22 protein-coding genes are annotated in these 19,655 nt (G+C 50.5%); 13 read left to right on the forward strand and 9 right to left on the reverse strand.

Going from position 1 to position 19,655, the window contains the following annotated elements:
* Positions 1-300 precede the first annotated feature (300 nt).
* From MOV80_RS23450 to MOV80_RS12980, 9 genes are all read left to right on the forward strand, one after another.
* Positions 301-1,002 (forward strand): toll/interleukin-1 receptor domain-containing protein, encoded by a 702-nt coding sequence (locus MOV80_RS23450; RefSeq protein WP_275975342.1) that lies wholly within the window; start codon positions 301-303, stop codon positions 1,000-1,002.
* A 484-nt stretch (positions 1,003-1,486) separates the two neighbouring features.
* Entirely contained in the window at positions 1,487-1,867 is a 381-nt protein-coding gene (locus MOV80_RS12945) for a hypothetical protein (protein WP_019102818.1), read from the forward strand.
* Between the two features lie 185 nt (positions 1,868-2,052).
* The gene (locus MOV80_RS12950; protein ID WP_019102819.1) at positions 2,053-2,439 is read left to right on the forward strand and encodes a hypothetical protein; all 387 of its coding nucleotides are present in this window, start codon (positions 2,053-2,055) and stop codon (positions 2,437-2,439) included.
* Between the two features lie 13 nt (positions 2,440-2,452).
* On the forward strand, positions 2,453-2,677 hold the full coding sequence (locus MOV80_RS12955; protein ID WP_043590482.1) for a hypothetical protein: 225 nt from the start codon (positions 2,453-2,455) through the stop codon (positions 2,675-2,677).
* A gap of 19 nt (positions 2,678-2,696) precedes the next feature.
* Complete coding sequence (locus MOV80_RS12960) at positions 2,697-3,776, forward strand: ribonucleotide-diphosphate reductase subunit beta (RefSeq protein ID WP_048410338.1); 1,080 nt, start codon at positions 2,697-2,699, stop codon at positions 3,774-3,776.
* Positions 3,777-3,878: 102 nt separating this feature from the next.
* Entirely contained in the window at positions 3,879-4,970 is a 1,092-nt protein-coding gene (locus MOV80_RS12965) for a DUF262 domain-containing protein (protein ID WP_249605173.1), read from the forward strand.
* Positions 4,971-4,973: 3 nt separating this feature from the next.
* Positions 4,974-5,672 (forward strand): MAE_28990/MAE_18760 family HEPN-like nuclease, encoded by a 699-nt coding sequence (locus MOV80_RS12970; protein ID WP_249605176.1) that lies wholly within the window; start codon positions 4,974-4,976, stop codon positions 5,670-5,672.
* Positions 5,673-5,935: 263 nt separating this feature from the next.
* The gene (locus MOV80_RS12975) at positions 5,936-7,654 is read left to right on the forward strand and encodes a hypothetical protein (RefSeq protein WP_249605177.1); all 1,719 of its coding nucleotides are present in this window, start codon (positions 5,936-5,938) and stop codon (positions 7,652-7,654) included.
* A gap of 579 nt (positions 7,655-8,233) precedes the next feature.
* The gene (locus tag MOV80_RS12980; RefSeq protein ID WP_249605178.1) at positions 8,234-8,893 is read left to right on the forward strand and encodes a hypothetical protein; all 660 of its coding nucleotides are present in this window, start codon (positions 8,234-8,236) and stop codon (positions 8,891-8,893) included.
* Between the two features lie 186 nt (positions 8,894-9,079).
* Here MOV80_RS12980 and MOV80_RS12985 read toward each other — a convergent pair whose 3' ends face one another.
* From MOV80_RS12985 to MOV80_RS13025, 9 genes are all read right to left on the reverse strand, one after another.
* Positions 9,080-10,324: a peroxidase, FMP-type gene (locus MOV80_RS12985; protein WP_249605180.1), complete on the reverse strand. Its 1,245-nt coding sequence runs from the start codon at positions 10,322-10,324 to the stop codon at positions 9,080-9,082.
* A 1,078-nt stretch (positions 10,325-11,402) separates the two neighbouring features.
* Positions 11,403-11,867, reverse strand: a complete 465-nt coding sequence (locus MOV80_RS12990) for a hypothetical protein (protein ID WP_152596881.1) — start codon at positions 11,865-11,867, stop codon at positions 11,403-11,405.
* Positions 11,868-11,994: 127 nt separating this feature from the next.
* The gene (locus MOV80_RS12995) at positions 11,995-12,342 is read right to left on the reverse strand and encodes a hypothetical protein (protein WP_152596880.1); all 348 of its coding nucleotides are present in this window, start codon (positions 12,340-12,342) and stop codon (positions 11,995-11,997) included.
* A gap of 159 nt (positions 12,343-12,501) precedes the next feature.
* Entirely contained in the window at positions 12,502-12,966 is a 465-nt protein-coding gene (locus tag MOV80_RS13000; protein ID WP_249605181.1) for a hypothetical protein, read from the reverse strand.
* Positions 12,967-13,003: 37 nt separating this feature from the next.
* The gene (locus tag MOV80_RS13005; protein ID WP_249605182.1) at positions 13,004-13,468 is read right to left on the reverse strand and encodes a hypothetical protein; all 465 of its coding nucleotides are present in this window, start codon (positions 13,466-13,468) and stop codon (positions 13,004-13,006) included.
* A gap of 31 nt (positions 13,469-13,499) precedes the next feature.
* Positions 13,500-13,928: a hypothetical protein gene (locus MOV80_RS13010; protein ID WP_249605183.1), complete on the reverse strand. Its 429-nt coding sequence runs from the start codon at positions 13,926-13,928 to the stop codon at positions 13,500-13,502.
* A gap of 110 nt (positions 13,929-14,038) precedes the next feature.
* The gene (locus MOV80_RS13015) at positions 14,039-14,503 is read right to left on the reverse strand and encodes a hypothetical protein (protein WP_249605184.1); all 465 of its coding nucleotides are present in this window, start codon (positions 14,501-14,503) and stop codon (positions 14,039-14,041) included.
* Positions 14,488-15,336, reverse strand: coding sequence for a hypothetical protein (locus MOV80_RS13020; RefSeq protein ID WP_249605185.1), 849 nt, complete (start codon positions 15,334-15,336; stop codon positions 14,488-14,490). Before MOV80_RS13020 ends, MOV80_RS13015 begins: the two co-directional genes overlap by 16 nt.
* 3 nt (positions 15,337-15,339) lie before the next feature.
* Positions 15,340-15,912, reverse strand: a complete 573-nt coding sequence (locus MOV80_RS13025) for a PAAR domain-containing protein (RefSeq protein WP_249605187.1) — start codon at positions 15,910-15,912, stop codon at positions 15,340-15,342.
* 400 nt (positions 15,913-16,312) lie between these two features.
* On the opposite strand from MOV80_RS13025, the gene MOV80_RS13030 reads away from it, so the two are divergent.
* From MOV80_RS13030 to MOV80_RS13045, 4 genes are all read left to right on the forward strand, one after another.
* On the forward strand, positions 16,313-16,603 hold the full coding sequence (locus tag MOV80_RS13030; protein ID WP_043590460.1) for a hypothetical protein: 291 nt from the start codon (positions 16,313-16,315) through the stop codon (positions 16,601-16,603).
* Between the two features lie 29 nt (positions 16,604-16,632).
* The gene (locus MOV80_RS13035) at positions 16,633-17,592 is read left to right on the forward strand and encodes a LysR family transcriptional regulator (RefSeq protein ID WP_052051957.1); all 960 of its coding nucleotides are present in this window, start codon (positions 16,633-16,635) and stop codon (positions 17,590-17,592) included.
* Positions 17,593-17,678: 86 nt separating this feature from the next.
* The gene (locus tag MOV80_RS13040) at positions 17,679-18,335 is read left to right on the forward strand and encodes a DUF4286 family protein (protein WP_043590459.1); all 657 of its coding nucleotides are present in this window, start codon (positions 17,679-17,681) and stop codon (positions 18,333-18,335) included.
* Positions 18,332-19,651 carry an MFS transporter gene (locus tag MOV80_RS13045; protein ID WP_039756794.1) on the forward strand — a complete coding sequence of 440 codons (1,320 nt, stop codon included), beginning with the start codon at positions 18,332-18,334 and terminating at the stop codon, positions 19,649-19,651. Before MOV80_RS13040 ends, MOV80_RS13045 begins: the two co-directional genes overlap by 4 nt.
* Positions 19,652-19,655: the final 4 nt, after the last annotated feature.

Here is a 19,655-nt window from a genome sequence, read left to right on the forward strand (position 1 = left end):
CCACTAGGCACAACATCTTGTGGTAAGTCTGCACGTGTATAGAACCCCTGCCATATCAGGCTTATAGCCTTACCGGCGTCGGCCGGCCCCAGTCTGTGCAAATTTTTTTTGCCCCGAAAAGCCAATCACAGCGCGGCTTTCGCATTATTGGCCTTGCGTCAAGACTTGTTGTCTCTGCGCTGCAATACTATAATTTGGGTCAGCACTTAAATGAAGCGGCACATGTTGTGGTTGCGCGCAGTTTTAAGTGCCCATCTAATCTCTGCTTGAAATGACAATTGCAAATGGAAGGATTGCGACATGGCTCAATGTACAGCCCCAGTACGTGGACACTCGTCAGCTGCCGCTGCCGCTGCCTGCCCTGCATGCCGGCACCGCAGTAGCTACCGTGGCGGCTACGGCTCGTCCTATTCCACATCAGGCTATAGCGGTAGCAGTTATAACCACGGCGGTGGCGTAAGTGGCGGCAGGTCCAGCAGCAGTTCGAAACCGCGCTGGTCGAGAGCAGGTTCATCTGTGTCGTACACGCCAGCCCAAGTACAGTCCCTCACACCAATACGACAAACTGTTGAGACGCGAGCAGCGGCACAGCCTGACCTTCGCGACGTCTTTCTGTGCCACGCGTGGGACGACCGACAAGGGGCAGCCAAAGAGCTGCACGATTTGCTTGAGGCGGCCGGTGTCAAAGTTTGGTTCAGCGAAAAGGACCTTGGTCTCGGCGTGCCGATGATGCGCGCAATCGACAAGGGCTTAGCAAATTCGCGAATCGGGCTTGTTCTGGTGACTCCTGCACTGCTGACCCGGCTTCCAAAAGAGGGCGTCGCCGACAAAGAGCTTTCGGCACTCCTCGCGGGCAACCAGCTCGTACCCATCGTGCACAACACGACCTATGATGCTCTTCGCAATGTCAGCCCCTTGCTCGCCTCTCGAAGCGGCCTGGACACTGGAGAAGACACAATGGCGGTGGTCGCTGAAAAAATCGCCGAACTGGTTGCTATCTAGCCCCATTGCCTACACGGTCGCGTTGTCTGTTGCTCTATCACTGTCAGCTTTCCAAGCAGTGCCAAGGAAAACGCTTTTTACAGTACACTATATGTCTTTAAGTGCTTCAATCGGCGCACTTACCGACAAACTTACGGACAAACAACACTAGCCAATTCGTAAAAATTAGGCAATGGTTGATTTGCTGACTGCCAGACACTCAAAAATTGGTCTTAACTCCACTTAATTGCCAATAAGGCGGAAGCAGCCATCCTGGCTTGAACGGCCGGCCCCTCGGGGCTGGTCTAGCCTGGCTCCGGCCAGGCTCCATCTCACAGCCCCCTGCCCGCAGCCGGCTGTGAAATGGCCCCATAATCCGGCCGCCCCACCCATTGGCCAGCCGCCTGCCCGTTCAGACGGCTGGCCAATGGGGAACGCAGCAAAAAACCGCGCCAGACCGTAACGGCAGCGGACGCAGCACACACGCAAAACCAGGGGAAACCGGATGAACATAGAAGAATTTTTCAACAGCTACGCAGTGGGCTACAGCCAGCTGGACGTGCCCCAAGTGACCGCGCACTTCACCGTGCCCTTCACCGCCATCCATCAGGGGGACCTGACCAGCTGGGACGACATGGCATCGCTGCGCGACACCACCACCGCCTTGCTGGAGTGGTACCGCAGCCAGGGCTTCGCCAGCGCCCGCCACCAGCTGGACAGCGTGCTGAATTTTGGCGAAGACGCCGCCAGCGCCCGCGTGCGCTGGATTGTGCAACGCCAGGACCAGCCGGCTTGGGAATACTGCACCGGCTACCACCTGAAACGGGTGGACGGCGAGTGGAAGATTTACGGCCTGGTCCAGTACCAGGACGCGCCGCAACAGTAAACAGTGCCCAACCTCAAGCCGCTTGCCCGCAGGCGGCTTCGGGATGGAAACGCCGCCGGCCCGCGATGCGGGCGGACGGAAGCAGTTCAAGGCCCGGCCAGCGAGCGCAGCCGGCTTTGAGCAGGTTCCAGGATGACGAGGCCCGCAGCCCCGCCTCTACCAGCCAGGCTTCAGCAGGAGGTCAGATGCAAACGTTTGAAAACATCCGGATCAACGGGTTTTGCGAACAAAGAACCCACAACCCCGACAAGCAGTTTGTGCTGTTCAATATGTACCTGACGCTGAACCAGGCCCCGCCCTGCGAATGGAAGGACCTGTTCAACGAAGCCCGCCGCCTGCCGCGCCAAAAAGTATGGCGCAAAGCCTGGGTGGAAGCGGACGCGCTGGTGGTGTACTGCCAGCCGGAAGAACTGCAGCAGCAAATAGAGCTGCTCAAGCAAGACATAGAACAAGCCAACCGGCAATACCGCCAGCTGCTAAAGCTGCGGCAGCCGCGCGGCAGCCAGGTGGAGCAGGAGGAAAGCAGCGAACGCCAGCTGATCCACCGCCTCAGCCAACAGCTGCGCTTCTGAAAGGACGCCGCTCATGAGCGCCACCGCATTCTGTATCGCCCGCCATGGAGAACATGGCAAAGACGCAGGCTACCGCAAACTGGGCAGCCTGCACGTAGACCTGGACCCGGTGCCGGCGCTTGCCGCCGCGCCGCGCCAGATACAAATACTGCGCAAAAGCAGCCTGCCGCTCAGCCCCAGCCTGGCTGGCGACAAGCAGCCGCTGCCGCCCCAAATCACCGCGCCGGACGCGGAATAAATCCAAACAGGAGCCCTTAATGCTGAACTTTGACGACACCATCGAAACCAAACCGGCCGCCCCCTCCGCGGGCGCCAACGCCGCCGGCCGCGTCAACGTGGTGGACAAAAAAGTGATCAACGGCACCACCGACGTCAACCAGCTCGTGCCCTTCAAACACAAATGGGCATGGGAAAAATATCTGGCCCAATGCGCCAACCACTGGATGCCGCAAGAAGTGAACATGCAGCGCGACATCGAACAGTGGAAAACCGGCCAGCTGACCGAAGACGAAATGCGCATCGTCAAGCGCAACCTCGGCTTCTTCGTGACCGCGGACTCCCTGGCCGCCAACAACATCGTGTTGGGCACCTACCGCCAGATCACCAGCCCGGAATGCCGCCAGTTCCTGCTGCGCCAGGCCTTTGACGAAGCCATCCACACCCACGCCTACCAATACATCGTGGAAAGCCTGGGCCTGGACGAAGGCGAAGTCTTCAACGCCTACAACGAAATCAAATCCATCCGCGACAAAGATGAATTCCTGATCCCCTTCATCGACGTACTGTGCGACCCGGCCTTCAAGACCGGCACGCTGGAAAACGACCAGAAGCTGCTCAAATCCCTGATCGTGTTCGCCTGCATCATGGAAGGCCTGTTCTTCTACGTGGGCTTTGTGCAAATCCTGGCGCTGGGCCGCCAGAACAAAATGACCGGCGCCGCGGAACAGTACCAATACATCCTGCGCGACGAGTCCATGCACTGCAATTTCGGCATCGACCTGATCAACACCATCAAGCTGGAACAGCCGGAAATCTGGACCGAAAGCTTCAAGGCCGAGATCACCGAACTGTTCAAGCACGCGGTGGAACTGGAATACGCCTACGCCGAAGACACCATGCCGCGCGGCGTGCTGGGCCTGAACGCCAGCATGTTCAAGGAATACCTGCGCTTCATCGCCAACCGCCGCATGCAGCAGATTGGCCTGGACCAGCTCTACCCCGGCGTGAACAACCCCTTCCCGTGGATGAGCGAGATGATCGACTTGAAGAAAGAGAAGAACTTCTTTGAGACTCGCGTGACCGAGTACCAGACTGGCGGGGCGTTGAGCTGGGATTGAGCTAGTATCAAAATTTGACCAGAAAATATCCAAAGGGCACAATTTAGTGCCCTTTCTTTTATTCTGTTTGCAGCACTCATCACAAGAGTGGATAAATCAATCATGATTGACGATAAAAACATTTTTGAAATCGAGACCGATTCTGAAGTACCTGATCCTGAAGAAGTTCCTATCCGGGAAAGAAAAGTAGTTACACAGCCATATGACTTCAATGTGGACAGTCTAATCATTCAAATAAAAAACAGCACCATTTTCTTAAAGCCATTATCAGAGCGTCCAGACTTCCAAAGAAAATATGTCTGGAATGACAAGCTAGCCTCAAGATTAATTGAATCGATCTTATTAAATATCCCCATCCCACCGTGCTACCTATCGCAAAACGAAGATTACGAATTAGATGTAATTGATGGTCAGCAGCGTTTATACTCACTATTCCGTTTTATTGAAAATCAGTTCAAACTAACTTCGCTAGAAGTTATAAAAGAATTAAATGGACTTCGATTTCATGAAATAGACCATAAATTGCAAAGGCAGATTAAAACTCACACAATTCGATGCGTACTAATAACAAATGAGTCTCATCCGGAGGTAAAGTTTGACGTTTTTGAAAGACTAAACACAAATACAGCCCCACTGAACGCTCAAGAACTAAGAAATTGCATCTACAGAGGCAGTTTAAACTCATTAATCAAAGAGCTATCTACAGATACGAATTGGCTACGTATCCTTGGGAAAAAGGCCCCTGACCCAAGAATGAGAGATGAAGAGCTTATACTACGCTTCTTTGCATTTAAGATAAAAGGCATTGAAAACTATAAAACCCCACAAAAGCACTGGCTTAATGAAGTCGCCAAAGATGGCAGAAAATTATCGACCGAAGAAGTTAACCAGTTCAAAGAAAAATGGGACCGAGCAATCCAAAATAGCCTCATTTGGTTTAATGAAAAAACCTGCTTCAGGAGGCCAGGCGCAAAGGTTATCAATAGAGCCCTTTTTGATTTAATAATGGATTTTGCCGAGAGAAATTCAACAGCACTAGCCCAGTCCTCTAAAAACGATTTTCTTGAAAAATATAGACAAATAATTGCCAATGAAGAGTTTCAAGACCTAATCAGCCGAGCCGTAGATCACACAAGCAGAACCCGCCGCAGATTTAAATTATGGAACGATGCCATGGATCAAATAGGGCAATAAAAAATGGCAAGGTATACAAAAAACTATTCTTCACTATTGAAAAGATTAGATGAAGTTAGAATACTTATCGCTAGTGCGAAGAAGCAAGAGCTAAAAAACCCTATCAAGCTTCAACCTGAGATCAATGCACTATGCAGGGCAAGTATTGTATTGCTATCAAGCCACCTAGAGGCATATGTAAAAGAGCTAGGAGAAAGTGCGATTGATTCACTTTATTCAAATTCCATTACAAGAGAAAAAATTCACCCAAGCGTCTTTTACCACTCATCCAAGGATTACATAGATGAAATAAAAAATTCAAATCAACCAGATAAAATATCAGAAAAGATATTTAACTTTGTAAGACAAGATGGTGAAATATGGAATACAGATGACTCACTACCAAGACCTTTATCGAGCGAAAAATTTAACAAAGGATTTGCCAGCCCATCTTTTGAAAAAATAAAATCATATTTTAATAGATTTGGATATAGTGAATACCAAAGAGAGCTATCTAGAAACTTGAAAGGGGATTACTTACCAGTTACAAACATGATCAATCAGCTCGTTGACACAAGAAATCAAATCGCTCACGGAGACCCTGGCGCAACAAAAACTCCACAAGAAGCTGATGACATGAAACGACTAACAACTGTTTTTTGTAGAGAAACTGATATTGTTTTTGCAAATTGGTGGAAAAAAACCTACTGTTCAATTAGATAACGATATTGAATATCACTTCGTCAATAAAATTTCACATGTAGAATTATTTTGAAAAATAAAGAGTTACATGAAAACCTCACTATATATACCCACTCAAGTTGATACCCGTCCTTCAAACCAAATCTCGATTAAATTTCATAAAAAATGCATTTATCACCTACATTAAGCAGGCAGCAATTTTAAACATCCAGTTCAGCCCCAAGTCTATCTCCCCATTAAAATAGTTTTACAATATTAATTTAATTATAATATTTTGGAACTCAATGAAATATCCCAATGAGGTTTATCAAGAAGAGTCAAAGTTACTCCCTAACCAAGCTACTATCAAAAACTTTAACAAACCTGACCTTAGAGCAGAATTCAAAACCCCATTTTCCTTAGCCATATCTGGAGGGGGCGTCAGATCAGCGGCTGTAGCGCGAGGGTTTCTTGAATTTCTTCAAGAGAGTAACCTCTCAAAAATCATCAGATATCTGTCATCTGTATCGGGTGGAGGGTATGCAGCATGCGAATTTTTACATGAGCAAGAAATAAAAAAAAGAAAGCAACACTCAACCAATCTTAACTATACCCTTTCAGGTTTTATTTATCCGATCGCCATGGAATTTTTTTCTAGGTTAGTATTCATTTTCTCAATCGGAATAGCAGCAGGTCACACGCTTGAAAAATTTAATTTTTCATTATTTTCAGAATCAGCAGAGCAATTGCTAGTATTTTCAAATCTCACAGTAATTGCACTAGGTGCCACCCTGGCTTTCGTCACCACAAAGCTCAAGTTACTCAAAATTAGAAAGGCACTTCTATTTTTAGTAATGATTTATACTTATTTCCTTATCAGCATCATACCATTTTTAAAATTTGGATTACTAACAATTCCAATTGCAACTGCCGTCATCATTGCCATTGCTTTTTACTTCTCCAGAATGCCTCACAGAGCCTCTCAATATTCCATATACAATGGATTAGACAAGTTAATCGCCTATCCCATATTTTTTCTATCGGCCATATACATTCACGACAAACATCAAGGGTACGAGTCAATAATAATTAACCATACAATCACCATCTTAATTTTGCTCTTTATTTGTTTTTTTACATTTAGGCTATCAAACAAAACCTGGCCAAAACTATCTTTGTTCGATTATTACACATCGATACTGCAAAAAACATATCTACCGAACAGCGATGACTACAATTTAAACGATTTGAACAAATCACCATATCCAATCATCAACATAACTGCAAACAATGGGGTATCAAAATTTCAAAGTGAATTAACCCCCAAACATATTTTATTGAATGATGGCAACTATCAAACCTTAAGCGGAGGAGTTTCGCTAAAACATGCAATGGCAGCTTCAGGCTCAGCTATGGACTATGTAAAACTAGGGTGGGGAATTGAAACTTTATCTCTATTTTTCCCTGGAACAGGCTACTGGAGAAATCCCAAACACTACAATGGCAGTTTTCCTGGCATTATAAATTTATTACAGCTCTTCCTAGCCATTCCAACCAAAAATTATATGAGACTTTCTGATGGTGGCTTCACTGAAAATCTTGGTTTGCTAGCACTTTTTCGCAGGCATGAAAAAAATATCGTCTGTCTAGACTCAGGACATGACCCAGAATATCTATTTGGCGATTTAAGGCTCGCATGCAACAAAGCCATCTCTGATGGATTAATAGATAAATTCTCAATAGACGGTTTGGTAAAATTCAAAAATCAGCTAGACTTTTCCAGCAATGAAATCAGACATATAAAAATACCTTTCATTTATAGCAATCAAGAAGGTGGCACCCTTTGGTTAGTCAAGCTGAACTCACCAAAGTCAGCAATGAGAAAACAGTATATAAAATTCCCTCAAATCACCACCTCTGATCAAATGCTAACAAACGAAGAACTTGAAGAATTACAAAAAATTGGTTACTCCATGGCAGAAGAAATTTTCACTGCCCGCAAGTTTTCTAACCAGAAAATCTAAAAAACCTAAATACTCTCTTTATGATCTACCTCACAAGACACCCAGAAAAACACTCCAGCTCATGCGTCTAATCCACAAATATTTCGACAAATAGAATTGATAGAAATAAGCCCTAAAACCATATAACGACTCTTTTTGCTTCAGTAGATTGACTCCACGCAACCTCACTGTTAAATTGACCGCTGGTGCTCAACACACCCTCCGCTAGCGGTTAGCCCGCACCCGTAAGTCGTGGCTTTTTTGCGTCCATAGGTTCCTGTCGTGCCACTCTCTTGGCACGTCCAAAGCTTATGGCCGGGTAGCGTGCAGCCATACAATACCCCGGCAACGGGGAAAATCTGCGGGCCGTCTAGCGGCGGTGTTGAAGTACCCGGCCGCCCCTCTCAACAGGGGGCGCTTTAGACAAAACCGCTAGGAGTCCATAACCATGGATGCTCGTCTTATGTTTGTCGTCTCTATCTCCCCTCCCCTTATTTACTCTTCCCGCCATCTATCTCATGCCTGCTTGCGCCTGCGCGCCGCGTATCGCCGTGCGTTTTTGGTAGCGCGGCTTGCGCGCCTCACAGGGGAGGCTCAGCCATGAATGCCGCTATCGGTCTAGAAGTGAATACGCCGCTGCGGCTGGATTTCGCCAAGGATTTGGCCATGCGGGTGCTGCGACGGCCTGAAGGATTCTGGTTTGTCGCGGCGGAGGTGGCTGCGTCCATGAAGCTGGAGGTGAAGGATTTGCAGCAGGCCTTGGGCGAGCCGCTGGGACAAGCCTTCTGCCTGGCGGATGAGGTGGAGCCGGTGTTGTGCCTGTCCGAGGGTGAGCTAGACGAGGTGTTCCGCCGCATCAAGAAGCCAGGCGCGCGGCGGCTGCGGCGCTGGTGGCAGGAGGAAACCCGCCCGGCCTTGCTGCATCAGGCCGCTGCGGCTGGCACCGCGGATACCCTGCACTTGGCGCTCGCCCTCGCCGCGGAGGCGGCGCAACAGGTCAGCCGCGCTGTGCTGGACGCCGTGCTGCGCGAACCCGGCCCATGGCTGCATTCACGCTGGGTGGTGACGCTGGATTACGCGCCCAGCAACAAGCAGCGCTGGCCGCAAGGCAGGCTGATCGGCTTGAACAGCAGCATCTCCACGCTTAGCGGCATGGCGGAGCTGATCGCCCCACCCGGCAAGATGCCAGCCAGCAAGACGGAACTGGTGAAGCTAGCCACCGCCTGCCAGTTGCGTTTGGCGGAGCGCATAGACAGTTAGAGCGGCTGACAAAACCCCTGATGCTGCGTTGCGCCGACTTGCCGTACTCAATGTACTGTCTGCGTCGGCGCGCCTTGCCTCAGCCGTAAAACTGAGTTTTGTTAGCCACTTTTAGCCGGCTAATCGCGCAGCGCAATAAGAAACACCGCTTCAATGTTGCGAAGCGGTGTTTTCGTCACAAGAGTCCTAGTAGTTTAAACGCGACCTACCCGTCGGCTTCTTTCTCAAAGTATTGACTTGGATATGCGGCCAGCGCGTCACTTGCCCATTGGAGCCAAACATGAACTCAAAAAACAGCACCTGCTCATATTGAAGCTGCAATACTTCACAGCCATCGCTGTCTATCACGGTTTGTATCCATAAATTCAGATTCATTTCCGTAACATTGGCAAAGGTGCTCACAAATGGCGTATTTAAAATCCCGCCTTGCGGCCCGCCGTTGTGCTTGCTGCTGAGCTGAATCAGCGTGTATTTTTTGATGCGCTGGTCTTTGATCACATCTCGCAGTCGCAAATCCGGGCGCACGGAATACGGGTAGTTTGGGTCAGCGACAATCCGCTGGAAATAAGTCAGATTGCTGTCCGGGTGGGTGGCGGGCAATGACTTGTCAAACGCCCAAGCCGGCGCGGGTTCATCCAGATTGAGCGGCGCGGCCGGCGTGCCTTCCTGAATTTTCAGCAATGCGGAAGCACCCATGCTGGGTGAAATGGCGAGCGGAGATCCAGCCAGGGGCACGGGGTTGGCAGCAACGGCAGCCGGCACCGTATTATTGTCTTGCGGCGGCGGAGTCGTTGGCCACGAGTTGCTAAAAGGCTGAGTCCAACAGTCGGTGCCGGTGGGGTATTCCGGTTTACCGGGAATGTCCGCCTGAAATCCGCCGGTGATCATCATCGCACTGCCATGGGGTATGGTCCCGCTACGCGCAATGGAATAAGGCGGCACATAATTTGGCCCATTGGCGCCGGCGCCAATGGCAATCCCAGGGAAGCCGTTATCTGAAATGACGGACTCTTCGGTAGCCGCATGATTGTACATCGGGTTCATCCACAAATACATGCCATCTTCTTCGTGAATGCTCACCTCATCACTGACGCGTTTGATGCTTTGATTGTATTTCACCGCGCCCGCGAACTGCTCATTGGTACCGCCCCGATTCCGCACCCCGCCATCAACCAGGGAGAACGTCAGTTCTTCGGTATAGTTTTCACAGAGGAAGTGGAATATGCCAAAAATGGTTTCAGAATTCGTCCCTGGAGACGGCATACAGGTGGTATGCAAGCCCCACCCCAGATTCGTCTTGTCCGGATTGTAGTTAACCCATGTGCCTTCCAGCTGCTTTAGCACACCATAATCAGCCGGCTGATCCAGTACTTTATCCGAATATTCCGGATAGGGCGGAGCCGGCGTTTGAACCACATTGTTTTCAGGCATACACACCTCGCATGATCATTCATTTTGATAAAGGCCGGTGCAGCGAAAAGACGATAAAATCAACATAAGCCGTGTCAGCTTCATGGGACTTGCTGTACAAATAAATACACGTCAATGAAAGACTGGTTTTTAGCAAAATTTGTATTTGCATGACTGAAATATTCTGCAAATCTCTAGCCATGAAATGAAGTCAACTTCGTTATACAAAAATCCTAGCACCGATCATGACAATGTCAAGTCAAACTCTATTGATTATTTTACCCTGAATAGAGAATGTCTTGATTAGATGAAGCTTTCTGAGAAACCATCTTTGGAGAGAATGTGGTCATCGGGATGGTAGAACCGAAACCCAAGCACAGTGGAGGCGATATCGCCCTCCCGGACGATTGCGGTACAGCCACCGTCTTCCATCCGCACTTCGCTTTCGCCAAACTACAGCAGCCCGTAAGCCACTCCTTGCCTATGGCTTGCACTTGCGAAGACTAGAAACGGGGAAGATGCAACTGAAGCGATGAGCACGCCTATGCTGGGGGCCGGCGCGCATCGGTGTGATAGAAAACGGGGCACATCACTGATTGGTGCAGGCTCCATATCATTGTAAGGTCAGCAGAAACAAGCCATTCTATCGCCGCTCTAGCCTGCATAGGCTTCAGAACTCGGCACTTTACCCTTCAATAGGAGCCACACCATGTTTTTTCCAACATTCAAACCTTGCGTTTGTTGCTACGCTCATCGCAACGATAACCGCCTTATGATTAAACTCAGGTAGCTCTCCCAATTTTTCCAAGAGTTCCCCATGCCTTCCGCAGTGCTTGAAATGCGACAATACCGACCACCTCCAGCAAGCACCCAAAACACATCATCTACAAACGGCCCTTGATCCGTGGTTTCAATGCTTACCTCGCACAGATCAGCCCAATGGAACTCAACATCCTCCCCCCTCAATGGGCTATGGATAATTTTACGCTCATCAAACACAACCTTCTCCACTGCCCGTCTTGACTTCCTCTTAAACCATCGAGACAAAAACCCCATACCACCTCCTCGGCACAACCCAAAACACTCCCCTTCCAAAGACTCACAAGGGGGTTAACTGAAGATACTTGACCGGCTTTAGCGCCCCTAAAATCAATCTATATTTCAGATCACCAAAGGAGTAGCCAACCTTCCCCTTATTTTCAATTACTACTTTATACCTATTGCCATTTCCATACTTTTTAAAGAAAAATACTCCATCCTTTAATTCATAACTATCAATCAATTCATCATCTCGATCAGGAGGTGATAGCAGGCTCAAATAGTCCAAAACTTTGAAGTCTTTTGACAGCAGATAGAATTCATAGTTTGTATCTTCCCACGTTGAATTTTGAAGAACTAAAAAATACCTCGCAACCTCATCCAGCCAATATTGAGCAAAAACTGACTCACTCATAACCTTGACCCCTGTTTTCTGACCACGATACAGAAGATCAAAGTAAACAATCACACACCCAGGTTTTCTTGGGCTCTCAACGACATCAAAGTCTTTTATTGCAGTTTCCATCTAGAGCCCCTCTAACTCTTCACCTAGACCATCAACTCCTTCCTCGACAATCCATATTCATGCAGCAGCACACATAAAATTAACCGCAAGTAATCCGCCATCCATTACAATCATGCGAGAAATCACATTATATCTCTCGTAGTTCAAGATACTTTTTTGGCTTCATAAAACCAAAGCACGACCTATATTTTAGCTCACTCAACAAATAACTCGCCCGACCCCCCGCCCGAATTGACAACTCATATCTTTTCCCACTCTTATATTTTTCAAAAACCAAACCACTCTCTTTAAGGTGGCACTCTTGAATAAACCCATTATCCTCAGGTGTTGCGCTCAAATTAATTCGATCGACAACATGAAAACCCTCATCTAGCAGATAGAACAGATAGTTTGTCCCCTCCCAAAAATCATTCTCAAGAACAACAAGAAAGAAATGGTTTATCTTATATTGAGCAAAAACAGTTTCATAATCCACCCTAACTCTTGTAGCATGGCCATCAAACATCAAGTCAAAGCATTCGTCCACCTCCCGTAAGGGCTTCACCTTCTGCAAGTGAAACAAATTTATTGAATGCACCATCTAATAAAACCTCCCCACACTTACCCTAGACAACCACTTTTCAAACACAAACCCCTACACCTCTGTTAAAAGCAAGTATTTTCTCAACCGAAAAAAATCAAAAAATGGCCTCCCCTTAAAATCACTCAACGAATAAAAAATCTTTCCTTTACCATCTATCTTTAAAGAGTACTTCTTGGAGTTGCCTGATCTTTTGAAAACAAACTCTTTCCCCGAAAAATGCTTATCAGTCATAAATCCATCACGTTCGTAATACTGATATTGTTCCACACAATCCAAAGTCGAAAGACCTTTACCTAACAGATAAAAAGCATAGTTGGTAATCTCAAAATGTTCATTCTTCAGCACAACAAAAAAACACCCATCCATTAATTGATATTGAACGACAATATCGTGGTAGTAGATAGACTTGATACCAGTATCCGCTCCTTCATACAAAAGTGTATACTCAACATCTCTTGATTCAGGAAGGTAGATATCACGTTTAGTTATGCTGAAAGCACTTATTGCAGCTGCCACTTTAAACCCATTCAATCCAATAATTATACTTTGGACCTCACAAGGCGATTAACTTCAGATACTTAACCGGCTTTAGCACCCCCCAAATTAATCTATACTTTAAATCACCCAAGGAATATCGCATTCCCCCCTCTTTTTTAATCAATACTTTATACCTATTTCCATTCTCGTATTTTCTAAAATAAAAGACGCCATCCTTCAGCTCATAACTATCAATCAATTCATCATCACGGTCATCAGGCGAAAATAGATGCACACGATCCAAAACCACAAAATCTTTTGTTAAAAGATAAAATTCATAATTAGTTTCCTCCCAGGGGGCATTCTGGAACACCAAAAAATAACGTTCAGAATCTTCCATCCAGTACTGAGCAAAAACCGACTCGCTCATAACTTTGACACCGGTCTTTTTGCCACAAAACAAAAGATCAAAATAAACGATTATAACCCCTGGCTTTCTTGGGCTCTCCACTACATCAAAGTCTTTTATTGCACTCCCCACTCCTCCTACTCCTCACCTTCACAAAGCAGTGTTACTCTTCTGCTAGAAGTAAATATTTTCTCAAACGGAAAAAATCAAAAAATGATCTCCCCTTAAAATCGCTCAGCGAATAAAACAGCCTTCCTTTATCATCCATCCTTAAAGAATACCTCTTGGAATTGCCTGATCTTTTAAAAACAAGCCCCCCCTCTGAAAAACGCTTATCCGCCATAAACCCTTCGCTTTCATAAGACTGAAATTGTTCCACACAATCCAAAATCGAAATACGCTTATCCAGTAGATAAAAAATATAGTTAGTGAACTCCCAACTCTCATTCTTCAACACAACAAAAAAATGCCCACCCATTAATTGATATTGAATGACTATGTCGCGATAGTAGATAGACTTGATATCCGTAGCCTCACCCTCATACAAAAGCGCATACTCTACATCTCTTGATGTCTGCGAGGTAGATATCACGTTTAGCTATGCTGAAAGCGCTTATTGCAACTGCCAATTTGCAAACTCCCCCAGCCTTTCATCTAGACAATCAATCGCCATTTCCATCAAGATTACAAGAACAGAAGGCATCATGCCTGCACTGACAGGGTTAAGAACTTCCGTGGCCTGATGAAGTCCAGCAAAGCCCTATATTTGAAATCTCCTCCTGAATAACGAAACTCACCATCGTCGCTAATCTTCAGCATGTATTTTTTATTGTTCATATATCTCGCAAAGCAAAGCACATCATTATTCAGTTGATAGTGCTGTATAAACCCCCTATCCAATTCAGACCAATCCAGATACAAACAATCCAAGACATGAAGACTGGCATCAAGCAAATAAACAATATAATTTACAGCATCAAAACACTCATTTTCCAAAACAACAAAAAATCGCCCACCCTCACCTAAACGATGCTGAATAAAGACAGTTTCACAATATGTTCTTACTCCTGTCCTATTGCCATCAAATAGTAGAAAGTAATAAACACTCCCATCATTTGATGGTTTCTCATCTTTAAGCAAGCTGAAGTTGGTTATTGCATCTGCCACTTTGAAAACTCCTCCAGTTCCTCATCCAAGCTATCAATCACATGCTCCGTCAAAGCCCCACCCGCAAGACTACCGGCAAGAACAACAGCAATCGCACAAATCGGCGCACCAGGGCCACACAGTGGAGTTATAGCTAGACCCGCAAGAACTCCACCAGCCATGCCACCACCAATCACAGCCCCTTGTTTTATGGCTTCCTTTTTTTTGTTCTCTGCATTTACAACTGCATGAGCAGCCAAAGCCGCTGTTACAACCCAAGCGACCTTCCCCATAACCTTCAATTTTTTTACTTTGGCATTTATAGGACCGTTTGGACGCGCAGAAGACTCAATAATTGCGTAGTAAACCTTGTTTTGCTCTACTGGAGTCAGTGCATCAAAACTTTTATTAAATAGCGTCCCAGACTTCTTTTCTAGCAACTCTTTGACTGTCAGTCCTACTCTCTTGTGCTTTTCCGCAGCAGCAACTCCTTGCACTGAAGTAAACGTTCGATGCTCCATCATAATTTTATTGCGCATTTCTATAGAAAATTCCATGCCCTCTTTGGCTGTTATACGGCCGGCGTGAACCTCCTCAAGAACAGCCTGCCCCATCCGCTCAATATTGCCCTGATAAAGACTTCTCACCTTGGCGTCATTAATAGCGTCTGTCGCAAACCGTGCGGCAGCGGCCTCCATCATGTCCAAACTTTTCTTGAGCGGCGACTCCAGCTCATGCCGCTGGTTCACCTGATAGTAGCCCCGGTACTCGATCTTATACTCGGGAGCGCTGGCCCCGCTGGTGGAGGATGTGCCGGCGCTGCGGCTTCTGCCATAGGTCACGGAATCACTCATGTCTCAGCCCTCGATCAGATTAATGATTTTGCTGGAGAGGTTTTCGTCGCTAACGTCTTCATTTTTTGGGATTTCAACGTGGATGCCCGCGATCTCAGCAATGGAGTCGATCCGCAAACAGCTGGCCTGGTCAAATATCATCTCTTTCGAACTGCCATCGTTGAAGTTGATGGTGCAGGTCAAGCCCTGGTAGTTCTCCTGGCCCGGCAAGGCAAACTCGATCCAGTTCGGGCCTTGGGCCGGCAAGGACGCTCCTGCCGCGATCATCGCGCTCAGCGGCCCCGGCACCATCTTGACCGCGCCGGGTTCGATATCCACCGTGGCTTGCCACTGGGAGGCGATCAGAACCGCGCCGCAGGAAGTCAGCATCCCTTCCACCGCCACATTCTTGCCCATGAAGATGAAGTTCTGCGCCCCGGCCACGATGACGAATTCTGTCCTGCACTGCGGACAGTACCCACGGTGGCCGATGCCGGACGCGTTCTTGCCATAGATATTGAAGTTGGGGAATGACTCCAGCACGGTGCCGCCATGAGAAGTGGTATCGCCCTCCCGGACGATTGCGCGCGCAGCCATAGTTTTCCTTTCCATTCAAGAAAGTAGCTTCCGGCACGCCACTGGCATTCTCGGCAATTATTCTTAAGATATCAACTAAATGAAACCACCTACCCCGATTAGTCCCCCCAGAGACATTAATCTCCTCCGTCGGCGGCTTGACGCCCCACCCCCGCCTCAGTAACCTGTGCCTCGCGCTGCGCCCAATAACGCCGCGTCGGGTTTGGAAGCCCGTGATCTACTGAACCTAGCGGCACCGCCGCTGTATAGGTTCGCCTAGCTGTACCCTCGTAGTACCCGCAAGAGGGCAGGCCGTGGCATTGAGCCTTACGGCTGCCGTAGTAGATCGCGGTCTTCCAACCTTGTCACGTGCCTGTCCAAGCCTCTCCGGACAGGCTCTAAAGCTGACTAGGAGACCGCAATGACGCCTTCCCATCCGCACTCCGCTTTCGCCAAACCACCGCCAGATCCACAGACCCAAACCCTGGCCGCCTGCGCCATCGCCTTGAATTGTCTCGCCACCCTGCGTCACGCGCTTGACGCCTTCCAGTCCCACGCCTCACAGACACAGCAGCCCCGTTTACAGCATTTGGCCTGCGCCGCCACCGCGGTGCTGGACGATTGCGCCAGCCAGTTGCAAAGCCTTAGCCGCGACGCTTTTTCCTATCAGCCGGACAGCAGCTTGCCAACCTCAGACACCGTGCTGCGCTGACGCGCGGCGGCCCTTTATGGGAGCAAAGGATGAATACTCGCTTTGTTGAAGCTTTTATCTGGGTGGCGCGTTTGGGCAGCTTTCGCGCTGCGGCGGACCGGTTGTTTCTGACCCAGGCCGCCATTTCCCACCGCATAGCCGCGCTGGAGCAGGAGTTGGGCGGCCGGGTGTTTGAGCGCAAGCCGCGCGGGCTGAGGCTAACGCCCTTGGGCAGCCGGCTTTTGCCTTACGGCGAGCGCTTGCTGGAGCTGGAAGCGGAGATCATGCAACTGGACCAGCCTGGCGCGCCTTTGCTGGGGCTGGTGCGCATTGGCGTGATAGAAAGCGTGGCGCATACCTGGCTGGTGCGTTTCCTCCAGCGCCTGCAAAGCAAGCACCCCGGCATTGAGGTGCAGTTGAGTTCTGAAACCACGGAGAAGCTGCGCCACAGCCTGCGCGCGGCGGAGATCGACATCGCCTTGCAAAGCGATGCGGCGCTGGGGGACGGCATTGTCAGCCGGCCCTGTCTGCCGCTGGCGATGGGCTGGGTGGGGCCGCCTGGCAAGGCCCGGCCGGAGGAGGCCAGCCTGGGTCAGTTGCTGCGCACGCCCATCATCACCATGAGCCGCGGCTCGCAGCCTTACTTGGCGGTAAAGGATTTGTACCGCAAGGCGCGGCTGCCGCCGGGCAAGGTGCATTGCGTCAGCTCCATCGCCGCTCTTGCCCGCTTGGTGCAAGCGGGCTTTGGCTATGCGCTGCTGCCGCTGGCGCCGGTGCGGGACAAGATAGAGCGCGGGGATTTGCGTTGGATTCCCTGTGCTCAGCCGCTGCCGGCCCAGCAGTTGGTGGTGAGCCATCTGGAGCGCGACGCGTCGGAAGCCATTAACTTGGCGGCGGAGTTGGCTTGCCGTGAATCGGACGATTTTGTCCGCGCCCTGCCCGCTCCTTATGCGCCGCCGGCGGAATTGGCCTTGATAGATGGGCCAAGCTGCGCCGATAAGAAAAGCTGATCAAGCGCCGCAAGAATTACTCGTTTGTCCTGCTGCGGCGCGACGGCGATCATCGCGACATGTCAGCAGCCTTTCGGAGGCTTTCCATGCGCCCCAGTTCTCCCGCCATGCTCGTGGTCGCGTCCAATGTCGACGCGGCGGACGAGGCCGATTTCAACCGGTGGTACGACCGGGAACACCTTGAAGAGCGCGTGCGCCTGCCGGGTTTTATCTCCGCCGCGCGCTATCTGTCTGAACAGGCGGAACACCGTTATCTGGGCTTGTACCGTGCGGAGTCCCTGGACTGCTTCTCCTCAGACGCTTATCAGGACGCGTTCCGGCATCAGACTGAGTGGTCGCAAACCAATTTGCGGCGCATGCGCCAACCCATGCGCCGGGTTTGCCGGGTGTTGGCGGAGGTGGGACAAGGCAGCGGCCGTTACCTGCTGATGCTGCCGCTGTCCATCATGGCCCGAGCCGATGAACTCGCCGCCCAAGCGCGAGCCTTTGGCCAAGCCCACATCCAGTCCTCCGGTTTTGTCCGCTCTTGCTTGCTGTGGCCGGACGCGAAACTCAGCCAGCCGCTGCCTAACGAATCGCTGAGCAATCGTCTGCTGCGGCCCTTGTTGCTGATGGAGTGCAGCTATGAAGCAGCGCGCCGGCGGGCGCTGGAGCTGGCCTGTTTGCTGCTGGACGGCAAGGAGCAGGACGCCGCCCGCTACGATCTCAAATGGAAGCTGTTTGCCGAGGAGCTGAAACGATGATGCAAACCTGCGCGGCGGCAACGCCGCCGGACAGCCGGACCGCCGCCCGCCCCAAAATGGGCCGCCTGGCCATGGCCAGCATGCTCGGCACCACGCTGGAGTGGTACGACTTCACGGTGTACAACCTGATGGCGGCCCTGGTGTTCAACGTGCTGTTCTTCCCCTCCTTCGATCCCTTGACCGGCACCATCCTGGCGTTTTCCACTTACGCGGTGGGTTATCTGTCTCGCCCCCTGGGCGGCGCGGTGTTTGGCCACCTGGGCGACAAGCTGGGCCGCCGTTTCGTGCTGATCGCCACCCTGCTGCTGATGGGCGTGGTTACCGGCCTGATGGGGCTGCTGCCCACTTACCGGGATTGGGGCATCTGGAGCCCGCTGCTGCTGGTGAGCCTGCGCTTTTTGCAAGGCGCGGCGATTGGCGGGGAATGGGCCGGCGCGGTGCTGCTGTCCATGGAGCACGGCGCGCCGACTCAGCGCGGCCGCAATGCGTCCTTTACCCAGGTGGGGCCGTCCTGCGGCACTTTGCTGGGCACCGGGGCGATTGCCGCGCTGTCCTGGTGGCTGAGTCCGGACGCCTTTCTGGAATGGGGCTGGCGCGTGCCCTTCTTGTCCAGCGTCCTGTTGGTGGTGTTTGGCTTGTGGCTGCGGCGCGGCGTGGAGGAAACCCCGGTTTTTCAGGCCTTGGAGAGCCGCCAACTCAAGGCGGCCACGCCGGTGCGGGAGGTGTTCACCGGGCATTGGCGCCGCTTGCTGCTGGCTGGCGGCGTGCGCATCGGTTCCGATGTTTTGTACGCGCTGGTGGTGGTGTTCACGCTGACTTACGTAACCACGGTGCTGCAACTGCCGCGCTCGCTGGCTCTGACGGTGACGATGATAGGCGCGGCGGTCAATGCGCTGGCCGTGCCGCTGTTCGGCATCTTGTCGGACCGTTGGGGCCGCCGTCCGGTGTACGCTGCGGGCGCTTTGCTGGGCGCGCTGTGGGCATTCCAGTATTTCCAGTTAATGGATAGCCAACAGCCGCTGCAAATAGGCGTTGCGGTGGTGGGCGGCCTGCTGGTCCACGCAATGATGTACGGCCCGCAAGCGGCTTTCGTCACCGAACAATTCCCGTCTCGCGTCCGCTACGCCGGCTCGTCCCTGGCTTACACCCTGGCCGGCATCGTAGGCGGCGGCTTCGCGCCCTTGATCATCACCAGCCTGTATCAGGCCTTTGATTCCACGCTGGCCGTTTCCATCTATGTGTTGGCCGCTCTGTGCCTGACGCTGCTGGCCTTGCTGCTGGCGCGGGAAACCGCGAAGCAAGCGCTGGAGGAGTAAGCCG

Source organism: Chromobacterium sp. IRSSSOUMB001 (genome assembly GCF_023507765.1).
Classification (GTDB): domain Bacteria; phylum Pseudomonadota; class Gammaproteobacteria; order Burkholderiales; family Chromobacteriaceae; genus Chromobacterium; species Chromobacterium haemolyticum.

Bases quoted from the DNA above. Each gene is read 5' to 3' on its own strand.
- MOV80_RS23450 (WP_275975342.1), top strand. From the start codon at position 301: ATGGCTCAATGTACAGCCCCAGTACGTGGACACTCGTCAGCTGCCGCT.
- MOV80_RS12945 (WP_019102818.1), top strand. From the start codon at position 1,487: ATGAACATAGAAGAATTTTTCAACAGCTACGCAGTGGGCTACAGCCAG.
- MOV80_RS12950 (WP_019102819.1), top strand. From the start codon at position 2,053: ATGCAAACGTTTGAAAACATCCGGATCAACGGGTTTTGCGAACAAAGA.
- MOV80_RS12955 (WP_043590482.1), top strand. From the start codon at position 2,453: ATGAGCGCCACCGCATTCTGTATCGCCCGCCATGGAGAACATGGCAAA.
- MOV80_RS12960 (WP_048410338.1), top strand. From the start codon at position 2,697: ATGCTGAACTTTGACGACACCATCGAAACCAAACCGGCCGCCCCCTCC.
- MOV80_RS12965 (WP_249605173.1), top strand. From the start codon at position 3,879: ATGATTGACGATAAAAACATTTTTGAAATCGAGACCGATTCTGAAGTA.
- MOV80_RS12970 (WP_249605176.1), top strand. From the start codon at position 4,974: ATGGCAAGGTATACAAAAAACTATTCTTCACTATTGAAAAGATTAGAT.
- MOV80_RS12975 (WP_249605177.1), top strand. From the start codon at position 5,936: ATGAAATATCCCAATGAGGTTTATCAAGAAGAGTCAAAGTTACTCCCT.
- MOV80_RS12980 (WP_249605178.1), top strand. From the start codon at position 8,234: ATGAATGCCGCTATCGGTCTAGAAGTGAATACGCCGCTGCGGCTGGAT.
- MOV80_RS12985 (WP_249605180.1), bottom strand. From the start codon at position 10,324: ATGCCTGAAAACAATGTGGTTCAAACGCCGGCTCCGCCCTATCCGGAA.
- MOV80_RS12990 (WP_152596881.1), bottom strand. From the start codon at position 11,867: ATGGAAACTGCAATAAAAGACTTTGATGTCGTTGAGAGCCCAAGAAAA.
- MOV80_RS13020 (WP_249605185.1), bottom strand. From the start codon at position 15,336: ATGAGTGATTCCGTGACCTATGGCAGAAGCCGCAGCGCCGGCACATCC.
- MOV80_RS13025 (WP_249605187.1), bottom strand. From the start codon at position 15,912: ATGGCTGCGCGCGCAATCGTCCGGGAGGGCGATACCACTTCTCATGGC.
- MOV80_RS13030 (WP_043590460.1), top strand. From the start codon at position 16,313: ATGACGCCTTCCCATCCGCACTCCGCTTTCGCCAAACCACCGCCAGAT.
- MOV80_RS13035 (WP_052051957.1), top strand. From the start codon at position 16,633: ATGAATACTCGCTTTGTTGAAGCTTTTATCTGGGTGGCGCGTTTGGGC.
- MOV80_RS13040 (WP_043590459.1), top strand. From the start codon at position 17,679: ATGCGCCCCAGTTCTCCCGCCATGCTCGTGGTCGCGTCCAATGTCGAC.
- MOV80_RS13045 (WP_039756794.1), top strand. From the start codon at position 18,332: ATGATGCAAACCTGCGCGGCGGCAACGCCGCCGGACAGCCGGACCGCC.